This window comes from Burkholderia sp. Cy-637 (assembly GCF_011753175.1).
Lineage (GTDB): Bacteria > Pseudomonadota > Gammaproteobacteria > Burkholderiales > Burkholderiaceae > Burkholderia > Burkholderia gladioli.
This window is the reverse complement of sequence record NZ_VWWC01000035.1, coordinates 36,909-50,643: the sequence shown is the minus strand read 5'-3', so window position 1 is coordinate 50,643 and position 13,735 is coordinate 36,909. Positions and strand designations below refer to the sequence as shown.

Below are 13,735 nucleotides of genomic sequence, written 5' to 3'. Positions count from 1 at the left end.
GGCCTGGCCGCGCTCGCCGCGCCGATCGCGCTGGGCGGCTGGCTGCTGTCGGGCAAGGCGATCGGCTTCAAGTTCGACCGCCTCAACCCGATCAGCGGGCTGGGCCGGATCTTCTCGCTGCAGGGGCAGCGGACAGCGAGGCGGACGGGGCGAGCGGCGTCATGTCGGGAGAGCCGCCGGGGCGGCCGGTCGAGACGCCGCGCGAGGGCGGCGTCAGGTGGCGAAGCGGTCCACGTGGAGCGCGGCGAGCGTGTCGGCCGGCACGTGATGCGGCGTGCCGCCGAGATAATCGCTCACCACTTTAGCAGAGCCGCAGGCGAGGCCCCAGCCGGCCGGGCCATGGCCGAGATTGACGAACACGCGCGGGTGGCGCGTCGGCCCGACCACCGGCAGCCCGTCCGGCGACAACAGCCGCGTGGCCTGCCAGGGCAGCGCGGCCGAGATCTTCGCGGCACCCGGGATCCAGTCGTGGGTGGCCTGGCCGAGCAGGGCCAGCGCCTCGTCGTTGAGCGCCTCGGGCAGCGGCCTGGCGATGTCCTTCTCGCTCTGCAGGACCGGCGCGCCGCTGATCCGCACGCGCTGGTGCATGCGCGTCATGGTGATGCGCTTGATCGAATCGACCACGGTCAAATGCGGCGCGTGTTCCTCGTAGGCGACCGGCGCGGTCAGCGCATTGACGCGCACCGGGTGCAGCGGCAGCGTGATGCCGAGCCGGGCCAGCAGCGGCACGCTGCCGGTGCCGGCGGCGATCACCACCGCGTCGGCCGAGATCACGTCGACTTCCTTGCCGCGCGCGCCGAGCCGGTCGCCCGGCTCCGGCGCCAGCTCCACCGCGGCGCGGTTGGCCTCGACGCGGATCGCCGTGACGGCGCGGCCGAAGCAGAACTGCACGCCGTGCTCGTCGAGCGTCTGCTTGACCAGCTTGGAGAAGAGGGGACAGTTCGCGGTGCGCTCGAACTCGAGCAGCACGCCGCCCGCGAAGGGCGGGTCGGCCGGCACCGAATGCTCGAGCGCCGCGCATTGTTCGGCGTCGAGGATCTGGTGCGGGACCTCGTAGGCGCGCAGCAACTCCAGCGCGGGCTGGGCGGCGGCCCATTCCTGCGGCTCGCGGATCACGTGCAGCACGCCGGGGCGCTGCTCGAACTCGAGGCCGAAGCGGCGCTCGATATCGGCGATCGATTCGCGCGACAGGTCGACCAGCGGCTTGAGTTTCGCGTAATGCGCGGCGAACGCCTCGGGCGCGCGCAGTTTCGCCAGCTCGCGCGTGAAACGGCGCAGCGGGCCGTTCAGGCCCGGTTTGTAGACCACGCCGCTCCTGAGCGCGCGGCGGTGGTGCATGAAGGTCGGACCGAACCAGACGTCGAGCGGGGTGGGCAGCACCAGGCCGCCATGGCCGTAGGTGGTGCCCTGGGCGACGGTGGCGTGGCGCTCGACCATGCAGACGCGGTGGCCGGCGGCGCGCAACTGGTAGGCGGTGGCGACGCCGCCGATCCCGCCGCCGATGACGATGACATCCATGTTGTGATTCGAAAACGGGCCGCGTCGCGACCCGGGTCTGGTCTTCCGTGCGGGCCGTGTGGAACCCGGTGAACCGCGAATGATAGCGCCAAACCGGGCGCTCGCGGCGGCGCCCGGCCGCCGCCGCGGGAGCGCCGGCCCCGGGCGCGGCAGCCCGCCGTGGCCGGATCCGGCGTGGCGCGCTGGCCTCGGAAAGGCTTGCGGACGGCTTCGGCGGCATGACTTCCGGGTATAATTGCGGTCTTCCTTTCGCCCCAATGTCGCCGACTCGCGCGACTCATCGATGTCCGTCCAGCCCATGGCTCACTTCTCGTGTTTTCCCGGCGCCGCCGCCCTTTCCGATTTCCGCCAGACTCGCCTGCTCGACACGCTCAAGCAGATCGATGGCGATATCGTCGCAATCCGCGGCCAGTACCTGCACTTCGTCAACGCGTCCGAGCCGCTGTCGGCCGATGAGTCGGCCCGCATCGACGCGCTGATGCACTACGGCGCGCCGTTCGAGCCGGCCGCCGAGAAGGGCGCGACCGACACCTTCATCGTGCTGCCGCGCATCGGCACGGTGTCGCCGTGGGCCAGCAAGGCGACCGACATCGCCCTGCATTGCGGCCTCGCCTCGGTGCGCCGCATCGAGCGCGGCGTCGAATTCACGGTCACGCTGAAGGCCGGCCTGCTCGGCATGGGCGGCAAGAAGGCGCTCTCGCCCGAGGTGCGCGCCGCGGTGGCCGCCGCCCTGCACGACCGCATGACGGAAAGCGTGGTGGCCGCGCGCGAGGACGCGCACCACCTGTTCGACGAGCTGCCGGCCAAGCCGCTGGGCCGCGTCGACGTGCTGGGCCAGGGCCGCGCCGCGCTGGAGACGGCCAACCTCGAGCTGGGCCTCGCGCTGGCCGAGGACGAGATCGTCTACCTGGTCGATGCCTTCACGAAGCTGGAGCGCAACCCGACCGACGTCGAGCTGATGATGTTCGCGCAGGCCAACAGCGAGCACTGCCGCCACAAGATCTTCAACGCCGACTGGACCATCGACGGCGCGAAGCAGGACATGTCGCTGTTCGCGATGATCCGCAACACCGAGAAGATGAGTCCGCAGGGCACCATCGTCGCCTATTCGGACAATTCCTCGATCATGCGCGGCGCGCAGGCCGAGCGCTGGTTCCCGCGCGGCGCCGGCGTCGACGGCACGCCCGCCGAGCAATACGGCCGCCACAGCGAGCTGACGCACACGCTGATGAAGGTCGAGACGCACAACCACCCGACCGCGATCTCGCCGTTCGCCGGCGCCGCGACGGGCGCGGGCGGCGAGATCCGCGACGAAGGCGCGACCGGCCGCGGCGCCCGCCCGAAGGCCGGCCTGACCGGCTTCACGGTCTCGAACCTGGACCTTCCCGGCGCGCGCGAAGCCTGGGAAAACGCACGCGACGCCGCCCAGCCGGTAGCCGAGCGCAACCCGGCCGACGCCCACGCGCCCTATGGCCGCCCCGACCGCATCGCCTCGCCGCTGCAGATCATGATCGACGGCCCGCTCGGCGGCGCCGCCTTCAACAACGAATTCGGCCGTCCCAACCTGGGCGGCTACTTCCGCGTCTACGAGCAGAACGTCGGCGGCACCGTGCGCGGCTATCACAAGCCGATCATGATCGCCGGCGGCATCGGCAACGTCTCCGACGCGCACACCCACAAGCACGACCTGCCGGCCGGCACCTTGCTGATCCAGATCGGCGGCCCCGGCATGCGCATCGGCATGGGCGGCGGCGCGGCCAGCTCGATGGCCACCGGCGCCAACACGGCCGAGCTCGACTTCGATTCCGTGCAGCGCGGCAACCCGGAAATCGAGCGGCGCGCCCAGGAAGTGATCAACGGCTGCTGGCAGCTCGGCGAGGCCAACCCGATCCTGTCGATCCACGACGTGGGCGCGGGCGGCCTGTCGAACGCCTTCCCCGAGCTGGTCGACGGCGCCGACAAGGGCGCGCGCTTCGAGCTGCGCAAGATCCAGCTCGAGGAAAGCGGCTTGTCGCCGCGCGAGATCTGGTCGAACGAATCGCAGGAGCGTTACGTGCTGGCGATCGCGCCGGCTGACCTGGCGCGCTTCGAGGCGATCTGCACGCGCGAGCGCTGCCCGTTCGCCGTGATCGGCGTGGCCACCGAGGCGCGCGAGCTGAAGCTGGTCGACGATCTCGCCGAAGGCCAGGACGGCTTCCCGGTCGACATGCCGATGGACGTGCTGCTCGGCAAGCCGCCCAAGATGCATCGCGACGTCGCGCGCGTGGCGGTCGAGCGCATCCCGGTCGACGTGACCGGCGTGTCGCTGGCCGATGCGGCCGTGAGCGTGCTGAAGCACCCGACTGTGGCCAGCAAGTCCTTCCTGATCACGATCGGCGACCGCTCGGTCGGCGGCACCTCGGTGCGCGACCAGATGGTCGGCCCCTGGCAGGTGCCGGTGGCCGACTGCGCCGTCACCGCGCTCGACTATGCCGGTTTCGCCGGCGAGGCGATGACCATGGCCGAGCGCACGCCGCTGGCCGTGATCGACGCGCCCGCCTCGGGCCGCATGGCGGTGGGCGAGGCGATCACCAACATCGCCGCCGCGCCGATCGCCTCGCTCGACAAGCTCAAGCTGTCGGCCAACTGGATGGCCTCGTGCGGCACCGCCGGCGAGGACGCCGCGCTCTACGACACGGTCAAGGCGATCGGCATGGAGCTGTGCCCGGCGCTGGGCATCGGCATCCCGGTCGGCAAGGATTCGCTGTCGATGAAGACCAAGTGGAACGACAGTGGCGTGGCCAAGGAAGTGGTCTCGCCGGTGTCGCTGATCATCTCCGCGTTCGCGCCGGTCGAGGACGTGCGCCGCCACCTCACGCCGCAACTGCGCCGCGTGGCCGACGTCGGCGACAGCGTGCTGATCTCGATCGACCTGGGCCGCGGCAAGAACCGCATGGGCGGCAGCATCCTCGCCCAGGTCACGCAGCAGGTGGGCGATTCGGTGCCTGACGTCGACGACGCGGAAGATCTCAAGCGCTTCTTCACGGCGGTCCAGGCGCTGAACGCGCAGGGCAAGCTGCTCGCGTACCACGACCGCTCGGACGGCGGCCTGTGGGCGACCGTCTGCGAAATGGCCTTCGCGGGCCACGCCGGCGTGTCGATCAACGTCGACATGCTGACGCTCGACCCGAACCACGAATCCGATTACGGCGACGCCAAGGACTGGGCCAAGCAGACCAGCGGCCGCCGCGAGGACCGTACGATCCGCGCGCTGTTCAGCGAGGAACTCGGCGCGGTGGTGCAGGTGCGCGCCGCGGATCGCGACGCCGTGCTGGCCGCGCTGCGCGAACATGGCCTGTCGACCTGCTCGCACGTGATCGGCTCGGTCAACGAGCGCGATAGCATCGAGGTGTTCCGCGACGCGAAGAAGATCTACGACGCGCCGCGCTCGGAACTGCAGCGCGCCTGGACCGACGTGAGCTGGCGCATCGCGCGCCTGCGCGACAACCCGGCCTGCGCCGATGCCGAATACGACGCGCTGCTCGACGCGGCCGATCCGGGCATGCAGCCGGTGCTGGGCTTCGACGCCGCCGAGGACGTGGCCGCGCCCTTCATCGCCACCGGCGCGCGTCCGCGCGTCGCGATCCTGCGCGAGCAGGGCGTGAACTCGCACCTCGAAACGGCCTATGCCTTCGATCGCGCCGGCTTCGACGCGCACGACGTGCACATGAGCGACCTGCTGGCCGGCCGCGCCAACCTGGCCGACTTCGCCGGCGCGGTGGCCTGCGGCGGCTTCTCTTACGGCGACGTGCTCGGCGCCGGTGAAGGCTGGGCCAAGACGATCCGCTTCAACGACGGCCTGGCCGAGATGTTCTCGACCTTCTTCGCGCGTCCCGACACCTTCGCGCTCGGCATCTGCAACGGCTGCCAAATGCTGTCGAGCCTGGCGTCGATGATCCCCGGCGCCGAAGCCTGGCCGAAGTTCACGCGCAACAAGTCCGAGCAGTTCGAGGCGCGTTTCTCGTTTGTCGAGGTGCAGTCCTCGCCGTCGATCTTCTTCGCCGGCATGGAAGGCTCGCGCATCCCGGTGGCGGTGGCGCACGGCGAAGGTTTCGCCGATTTCTCGCAGCAGGGCGATGCCGACCGCGTGGCCGTGGCGATGCGCTTCGTCGATCATCGCGGCCAGGCCACCGAGCGTTATCCGTTCAACCCGAACGGCTCGCCGCAGGGCATTACCTCGGTCACCACGGCCGATGGCCGCTTCACCGTGCTGATGCCGCACATGGAGCGCGTGCATCGCACCGTGCAGATGAGCTGGGCGCCCGAAGGCTGGGGCGAGGCCAGCCCCTGGATGCGCGTGTTCCGCAACGCGCGTCGCTGGCTTGGTTGAGATCGATGAAGTTCGAGGTTTGATACGCGGCGTGGCTCGGGGCAACTGCCTCGCGCCGCGCCGCGTTGTTTGATTACCGTTGTCGAGTTCGTTTTCCAGGCTCGATTCATCGGGCTTGATTCATCGGGCTCGATTCGACGCGCCGACGATCGCGTCGAGATGGCCTCGGCCGGCGCCGCGCCGCCGGGCCTCGAGCCGCCGGGCCGCGCGCGCAACCCTGCGCGCGGTACGGCATAATCGTCAGGTTTGCATCGGCGGGCGCTCAAGAGGCGCCTGTTGTGGTGCGCGCAGGCGTGTCTCGACGAGCCCAAAGGCGTTTGTCGACGAGGCCGCCGCTTTCCCCGGTCACTTTCTGTTTCGCTACCACAACAATGCCCGCATACCGTTCCAAAACTTCCACGGCCGGCCGCAACATGGCAGGCGCGCGTTCGCTCTGGCGCGCCACCGGCATGAAGGATGAAGATTTCTCCAAGCCGATCATCGCGGTCGTCAACTCGTTCACGCAGTTCGTGCCCGGCCACGTCCACCTGAAGGACCTCGGCCAACTGGTCGCGCGCGAGATCGAGGCGGCCGGCGGCGTCGCCAAGGAATTCAACACCATCGCCGTCGACGACGGCATCGCGATGGGCCACGACGGCATGCTCTATTCGCTGCCGAGCCGCGACATCATTGCCGACTCGGTCGAGTACATGGTGAACGCGCACTGCGCCGACGCGATGGTCTGCATCTCTAACTGCGACAAGATCACCCCCGGGATGCTGATGGCCGCGATGCGCCTGAACATCCCCGTGATCTTCGTGTCGGGCGGCCCGATGGAAGCCGGCAAGGCCAAGCTGGCCGTGCCGGGCACCAACACCATCCAGATCAAGAAGCTGGACCTGATCGACGCGATGGTGATGGCCGCCGACAGCAAGGTCAGCGATGCCGAGGTGGCGGAAGTCGAGCGTTCGGCCTGCCCGACCTGCGGCTCCTGCTCGGGCATGTTCACGGCGAACTCGATGAACTGCCTGACCGAGGCGCTGGGCCTGTCGCTGCCGGGCAATGGCACGGTGGTGGCCACGCACGCGGACCGCGAGCAACTGTTCAAGCGCGCGGGCAGCCGTATCGTCGAACTGGCGCGCCAGTATTACGAGCAGGAAGACGTGACGGTGCTGCCGCGCTCGGTCGGCTTCAAGGCGTTCGAGAACGCCATGACGCTCGATATCGCGATGGGCGGTTCGACCAACACGATTCTTCACCTGCTGGCGATCGCGCAGGAAGCCGAGATCGATTTCTCGATGCGCGATATCGACCGGCTCTCGCGCGTGGTGCCGCAGCTGTGCAAGGTGGCGCCGAACACGAACAAGTATCACATCGAGGATGTGCATCGCGCCGGCGGGATCATGGCGATCCTGGGCGAGCTCGAGCGGGCGGGCAAGCTGCACACGGATGTGCCGACCGTGCATGCGAAGACGCTCGGCGATGCGTTGAAGCAGTGGGATATCACGCTGACCGATGATGCGGCCGTGAGGAAGTTCTACATGGCTGGGCCGGGCGGGATTCCGACGCAGGTGGCGTTCAGCCAGGATGCGCGTTGGCCGAGCCTGGATCTGGATCGGGCCGAGGGATGTATTCGCTCGTATGAGCACGCGTTCAGCAAGGAAGGCGGGCTGGCGGTGCTGACCGGCAATATCGCCAAGGACGGCTGCGTGGTGAAGACGGCCGGTGTTGATGACTCGATTCTCGTGTTCGAAGGTCCGGCGCATGTGGTCGAATCGCAGGACGAGGCGGTCGAGAACATCCTGGCCGACAAGGTGAAGGCAGGCGATGTGATCATCGTTCGCTACGAAGGGCCGAAGGGCGGGCCAGGCATGCAGGAAATGCTCTATCCGACCAGCTATATCAAGTCGAAGGGCTTGGGCAAGGCTTGTGCGTTGCTGACCGATGGGCGGTTCTCGGGCGGCACGTCCGGGCTGTCGATCGGGCACTGCTCGCCGGAAGCGGCGGCGGGTGGGGCGATCGGCCTGGTGCGCGATGGCGATCGGATTCGGATCGATATCCCGAATCGGACCATCGATGTGCTGGTGAGCGATGAGGAACTCGCCAAGCGTCGCGTCGAGCAGGATGCGAAGGGCTGGAAGCCGGTGCTGCCGCGGCCGCGCAAGGTGTCGGCGGCGTTGAAGGCTTATGCGAAGCTGGTGATGTCGGCGGATAAGGGCGCGGTGAGGGATTTGTCGTTGTTGGATGATTGAGGTTGGTTGGCGGATGGGTTGCCCGGTTTTGGGATCGGGGGATCTGTTCGGTAGGTTGTGAAGAAATGCCGCCCTGTGGGCGGCATTTTTTCTGTGGTGGTGGGGCGGGCGGTTGTTCTGGATATCATGAGCCGTCGTCTGTTGCCTGATTGGTTTGCTGCGATGCAAAGATATTCTGTGACAGTCTGAATTCGGCTAGGAGCGATCCGTTACCATCCGTTTACTTACGTTCGGTCACGAGGGACGAGCCGCCCTTCGGTGCCGTGGTGGCCTCTGGCGATGCATCGGCCGGAACAGATGGTCGCGGCAGAACGACCGAGATGGCGGAACCGATCGGGTAGCAGTTCGGGAGTTGATGATTGTTTTCAACTAAGACGATGCGAAGAAACCGACGAGGTTTTTCGAGTTATCGGGGGCCGCGCTATACTGGCTGCTGGCGTCCTCAACGAGGGCGTAGGACAATTTGCCGTTCCGGCGCTGCAAAAACTATTGAACAGTCCATATATGCTGATTACCCGACTAAGACTAAAGAATTGGCGCAATTTCAAGAATCTTGACGTACCACTAAGAAGTCGAACCTACGTAATCGGCGCCAACGCCTCCGGAAAATCAAATCTGCTCGATGTCTTTCGCTTTTTGCGAGATATCTGCAAACCCGCAGGCGGCGGGTTGCAAAAAGCCATCGAGGACCGAGGGGGCTTGACGAAATTGCGGTGCTTGCAAGCGCGGACAGACAACGAAGTCGAAATACATGTAGCCATTTCGGAGGACGCCGACTCGGACCCGGTGTGGGAATATACGCTCGCGTTTAAACCCGAGGGAAAAGGCTTGCACCGCGTCCTGATTACGCGAGAAATTGTGAAGCGCACAGGGCGGACGACCCCTGTTCTTAGTCGCCCAGATAATAAAGACAAAGGGGACTTGCTGCGATTGACTCAAACCGCTATCGAGCAAATTAATTCAAATACTGATTTCCGGGAAATTGCCGATTTCTTTCGTGAAACTACGTATCTCCATTTGGTGCCGCAGCTTCTCAAGCATACCGAGATTGGTGCACGCATATTGGAAGGCGATCCATTCGGACAAGGTTTGCTGCAGCGCATTGCGAAGACATCACAAAAGACTCGTGATGCCCGCTTGCGTCGGATACAACAGTCTCTGGAGAAAGCAGTACCGCAATTCAATCAACTCAAGTTCGAACAAGACAAAATCACTGGCTTGCCGCACTTGATGGCGTCCTACCAGCATTGGCGCATTCACGGTGCATGGCAGCGTGAGGACCAGTTCTCCGATGGCACATTGCGGCTACTTGGGCTGCTTTGGATGCTGCAAGAGAGCAATTCGCTGTTGCTGCTGGAAGAGCCTGAGCTTTCCCTAAACGACTCGATTGTGGCGCACATCCCGTTGATGATTGACCGCGTGCTCCGAAAACAAAAGACCTTTGGGCGGCAAGTGATTATCACGACTCACAGTGAGGCGCTGTTGCGCAATCCCCTTGACGGCAGGGCAATTCTTTTGCTTGAGCCGGCGAGCGACGGCACCCGCGCTCGTATCGCGAACGAGACGGAACTCCAGTTGATGTCATCGGGACTGTCTCCTGCAGACGTTTTATTGCCCAAGACACATCCACAAGGAATCGATCAGCTTGGGTTGTTCGCATGACCCGGACCGTTTTCATCGTAGGCGAGGACGAATTGTGCTGCGCTATAGCCGACGCCCTAATCGCGCATAGCGGCATAGCTGTAGATGTCCAGCAGAGAATCGTCGCCGGAGGAGAGGCCCCATTCAGGCAAAAAATTCCGGCTATGAACAATGTCGCAAAAAATGTGATGCCTGTATTAATGGTCGCCGATGCGGACCAAGCCCCATGCGTGGTAACGCAGCGCAATTCGTGGCTTCCGCCGAATGTCAGTCAAAGGCTTTCAATGCGACTTGCTGTGAAGGAGGCGGAGGCTTGGGTTCTTGCAGACCATGTGGGATTCTCAAATTTTGCTACCGTTAGCAAGGACTTGTTTCCGACACAGCCAGAGGCCGTGCCCGACCCGAAGCAAGCGCTGCTCGCCCTCGTCAAGAAGAGTAAGCGACGAGAATTGCGAGATGAGATGCTGCCTGGCAAAGGGGCTACATCACCCGTTGGCCTAGGCTATAACGTTCACATGACAGATTTCGTCAAAAACTACTGGAACATAGGTCGGGCTATTGATCGAGCACCAAGTTTGGCCCGGGCAATTCCAAGAGTTGCCTCTTTGTTGCAGGATGGCGTAGAAGAGTGAGTTGTATGGATAGCTAATGTATTGAAATTCGGACGACGGCTTAGAGTCTCTGATATGAATTCACGATGCATCGAGTGGGGCGCCGACGGATGGATGTTATCGGGTGGAACGGGGCTGTCAGAATTTTCGTGTTCGAAACATATCTATCAGAATTCCCCGCCCCGACGCGATCGACCCCGGACGATAAGCTTCGCTACCCAAACAAGCCCCCCAACGACGACAATCGAGGCGATCAAAACCGCCATCATCCCGAGCGCCGGCAAATCGTCCTCATTGGCGAACTCTTCATGCCCCGTGATGCGCAGCAAAACCCGCAATGCATCTTCGAGCGGAGCAGGCATCTCCGCCGACAGCCCGACGACGATATGCGCAAGAACCCACCCACCGACGAGCGTCACGACGAGGTTCAACGCAAATATCCCGATCCTCTTCATTTCACCTCAACCGTGCCATAGGCCTTGAGCACTGATCCAGGCACCGGCAAATCGGCGCCTTTCTTCCTCAGAAATTCCGAGAATCGATCGAACGTAACCGGGTTCATGACGGTGATGCAGCCTTCGCTGGAACGGCGCGGCCCCATCGGGTGAATCCGAAAACGCCCGCGCCTTACTTTCCCGACAAAGGTCGTGTCGCCGGTTTTCGCATTCCACAACATAAACCACTTGGTGTGATCGGTGGTACCCCAACGCTGCTTGCCCCAAGCGTCGTAAAACCAGCCGAAATGGCCGCCTGATTGCCGATCGACGATGTAGTACATCCCTTTCGGGATCGGCCCGACTCCCTTCAAGCCTGTTGCCTCGGGATTGTCACGGGCGCGCCCCTTGCCGGAGAAAGCCGGAATCGCCCCGAATCCCGGACAGTTCAAGGTCGAAACGCGCTCCTTGTTCAAATCGAATGTGCATCGGATCGGCATGACTGCTCCCTTTGCAAGGGTTTCAAATCCGCGCAGTGTATCGGCCAAGCAGATCGCTCCGACCCGCCATTTTCCCCAGGTGCGACAACAACAGCCCAATAAAAAATGCCGTCCCAAGGGACGGCATTTTTTCACCAGACCAGCTTCTCAAAAGCCAGCCCAAGCACATCAAACGAACCTTACTGAATCTTCGCCTGAGCGCGCAGCTTCTCTTCAAACGCCTGCAGCTTCTGCTGCACCATCTGCTGCGCCAGTTGCGCCTTCACCTGCTCGAACGGCGGCGGGGCGATCGGGCGAACATCATCCACGCGGATGATGTGCCAGCCGAATTGCGTCTTCACCGGCTCGTCCGTCATCTGCCCCTTCTGCAGGTGCGTGGCCGCATTCGCGAATTCCGGCACGAACGACTTCGGATCCGCCCAATCCAGATCGCCGCCGTTCTTGGCCGAGCCCGGGTCCTTCGAGAATTGCTTGGCCAGGTCCTCGAACTTGGCGCCGGCCTTGATCTTCGCGATCAGATCCTTGGCCTGCTGCTCGTTGTCGACCAGGATGTGATGCAGGTGATACTCGCTGCCCGTCGCGCCCTTGGCCAGCTCGTCGTACTTGGCCTTGACCTCGGCGTCGCTCGGCTGGTTCTTCTTCACGAAGTCCTCGATCAGCGCGCGCAGCACCACGGTCTGCTGGGCGATCGCCACTTGCTGCTTCACGTCGGCACGGTTCGGCAGGCCTTCCTTGAGCGCTTCCTGCATCAGGATTTCGCGGTTGATCAGCTCCTGGCCGACCATCTTGCGCAGCTGATCGGAATCCTGCTGACCTTGCTGGACGAGCTGAGCGACCATCGCGTCGACGCGCGACTTCGGGATCGGCGTGCCGTTCACCACGGCGACGTTCTGGGCGAAGGCCGGTGCGGCGACGAATGCGGCAGCCGCGACCCACAGGCGGGGGGATTTCAGGATCATCGGGAAGAATTCCTAGTGAAACGAATTATTGTGAAGACACGTTGAACTCATCGGGCGTGTAAGCCACGATCGCGAGCGCGTGAATGCCGCGCCGCATCGCATCAGCGAGCGCATCATACACCAGCCGATGCCGCGCCACGCGGGACTTGCCGGCGAACGCGGCGGCCACGATCGTCACCGTATAGTGCCCGCCTGCCGCGGCACCCGCGTGACCGGCATGCTCGGCGCTGTCGTCGCTGACATGCAGGGATTCGGGGGAGAGCGCGCTGTTCAGGCGCGCTTCGATCAGCGCGATGCGCCCTTCGGGCGAGGCGCTGAGGAAATCGTCGGACATCGTCATTCGTCTTTCAGGTATTTCGCGAGCCACAGGCTCTGCAGGATGATGAACACGAACATCGCGCCGGTGGTGCCGAACAGCTTGAAGTTGACCCACTGCGACGGCGTGTAGTGATTCACCACGTAGAGATTCACCACGCCCAGCACGGCGAAGAACAGGCCCCAGGCCAGGTTGAGCTTGTCCCAGATCGGATGCGGCAGGCTCAGTTGCTTGCCCATCATCTTCTCGATCAGGTTCTTGCCGAACAGGTAGCGCGCGGCGACCAGGATCACGGCGAACAGCCAGTACAGCACGGTCGGCTTCCACTGGATGAACTTCTCGTCGTGCAGTACCAGGGTCGCGCCGCCGAACACGACGATCACGCCCAGGCTGACCCACAGCATGGTGTCGACCTTCTTGTGGCGGAAGGCCACCCAGGCCACCTGCAACAGCGTCGCGACGATCGCCACGGCGGTGGCGGTGAAGATGCCCCAGACCTTGAAGGCAGCGAAAAACAGGATGATCGGAAACAGATCGAACAGGAATTTCATGGTGATCGGGGCTGCGTGGCGGACCGGGTTCGAGGCGCCCGGGCTGCGCCACCGTTAGGGGCCCCGCCCGGCGGGCCGTGGCGGCACGCAAGACGGGTTTCCGCCGGCGGCTGTTTCCGTGTGGCCGAAGCGCCCGGGCCAGCCCGGGCGACGGCCTCACTTGCCGGCGTCAGGCTCGAAGTTTAACGCAGCCGAATTGATGCAGTAACGCAGGCCGGTCTTGTCGCGCGGGCCATCCTCGAACACGTGTCCCAGGTGGGCGCCGCAATTGTTGCAGCGCACCTCGACGCGGATCATGCCGTGCGTGCGGTCCATCTTCTCCTCGATCACCTCGCCGTTGAGCGGCTTGAAGTAGCTGGGCCAGCCGCAGCCCGAGTGGTACTTCGCGCCGGATTCGAACAACGGCGTGTCGCAGACCACGCAGTGATAGATGCCGGCATCCTCCAGGTCGGTGTATTCGCCGGTGAAGGCGCGCTCGGTGGCGGCGTGCTGGGTGACCTCGTACTGCATCGGCGTGAGGCGCTCGCGCAGCTTGGCCTCGTCCTTCTCGTACGGGTAATCGCGGTCGTTGTGATCGTGGGACATGTGGGTCTCTCCAGGGGAAT

11 protein-coding genes and 1 pseudogene are annotated in these 13,735 nt (G+C 64.4%); 5 read left to right on the top strand and 7 right to left on the bottom strand.

The genetic code is table 11. The features are described 5' to 3' along the window. Positions 1-126, top strand: a pseudogene (locus tag F3J10_RS12780) (EscU/YscU/HrcU family type III secretion system export apparatus switch protein); the annotation flags it as partial. Positions 127-213: 87 nt separating this feature from the next. On the opposite strand, the gene F3J10_RS12775 reads toward F3J10_RS12780, so the two are convergent. Beyond that, the gene (locus tag F3J10_RS12775; protein WP_167242243.1) at positions 214-1,518 is read right to left on the bottom strand and encodes an FAD-dependent oxidoreductase; all 1,305 of its coding nucleotides are present in this window, start codon (positions 1,516-1,518) and stop codon (positions 214-216) included. A 298-nt stretch (positions 1,519-1,816) separates the two neighbouring features. Here F3J10_RS12775 and purL point away from each other — a divergent pair, with 298 nt between their 5' ends. The 4 genes from purL to F3J10_RS12755 all read left to right on the top strand — a co-directional run bounded on the left by purL (position 1,817) and on the right by F3J10_RS12755 (position 10,391). Continuing rightward, complete coding sequence (gene purL / locus F3J10_RS12770; protein ID WP_167242246.1) at positions 1,817-5,887, top strand: phosphoribosylformylglycinamidine synthase; 4,071 nt, start codon at positions 1,817-1,819, stop codon at positions 5,885-5,887. Positions 5,888-6,258: 371 nt separating this feature from the next. Next, positions 6,259-8,118, top strand: a complete 1,860-nt coding sequence (ilvD, locus tag F3J10_RS12765) for a dihydroxy-acid dehydratase (protein ID WP_025100296.1) — start codon at positions 6,259-6,261, stop codon at positions 8,116-8,118. 504 nt (positions 8,119-8,622) lie between these two features. After that, complete coding sequence (locus F3J10_RS12760) at positions 8,623-9,780, top strand: AAA family ATPase (protein WP_167242242.1); 1,158 nt, start codon at positions 8,623-8,625, stop codon at positions 9,778-9,780. Continuing rightward, on the top strand, positions 9,777-10,391 hold the full coding sequence (locus F3J10_RS12755; RefSeq protein WP_167242241.1) for a hypothetical protein: 615 nt from the start codon (positions 9,777-9,779) through the stop codon (positions 10,389-10,391). The genes F3J10_RS12760 and F3J10_RS12755 overlap by 4 nt, the downstream gene beginning before the upstream one ends. Positions 10,392-10,537: 146 nt before the next feature. On the opposite strand, the gene F3J10_RS12750 is transcribed toward F3J10_RS12755, so the two are convergent. The 6 genes from F3J10_RS12750 to msrB form a co-directional block, all read right to left on the bottom strand. Next, the gene (locus tag F3J10_RS12750) at positions 10,538-10,801 is read right to left on the bottom strand and encodes a hypothetical protein (protein WP_240155551.1); all 264 of its coding nucleotides are present in this window, start codon (positions 10,799-10,801) and stop codon (positions 10,538-10,540) included. 20 nt (positions 10,802-10,821) lie between these two features. Next, positions 10,822-11,304 (bottom strand): DUF2778 domain-containing protein, encoded by a 483-nt coding sequence (locus F3J10_RS12745; protein WP_167242245.1) that lies wholly within the window; start codon positions 11,302-11,304, stop codon positions 10,822-10,824. A 179-nt stretch (positions 11,305-11,483) separates the two neighbouring features. Continuing rightward, the gene (locus tag F3J10_RS12740; protein ID WP_025100293.1) at positions 11,484-12,263 is read right to left on the bottom strand and encodes a peptidylprolyl isomerase; all 780 of its coding nucleotides are present in this window, start codon (positions 12,261-12,263) and stop codon (positions 11,484-11,486) included. 25 nt (positions 12,264-12,288) lie between these two features. After that, the gene (locus F3J10_RS12735; protein WP_013698333.1) at positions 12,289-12,603 is read right to left on the bottom strand and encodes a BolA family protein; all 315 of its coding nucleotides are present in this window, start codon (positions 12,601-12,603) and stop codon (positions 12,289-12,291) included. Further along, positions 12,600-13,130 carry a septation protein A gene (locus tag F3J10_RS12730; protein WP_013698332.1) on the bottom strand — a complete coding sequence of 177 codons (531 nt, stop codon included), beginning with the start codon at positions 13,128-13,130 and terminating at the stop codon, positions 12,600-12,602. Before F3J10_RS12730 ends, F3J10_RS12735 begins: the two co-directional genes overlap by 4 nt. A gap of 156 nt (positions 13,131-13,286) precedes the next feature. Then, entirely contained in the window at positions 13,287-13,715 is a 429-nt protein-coding gene (gene msrB, locus F3J10_RS12725) for a peptide-methionine (R)-S-oxide reductase MsrB (RefSeq protein WP_025100291.1), read from the bottom strand. Positions 13,716-13,735: the final 20 nt, after the last annotated feature.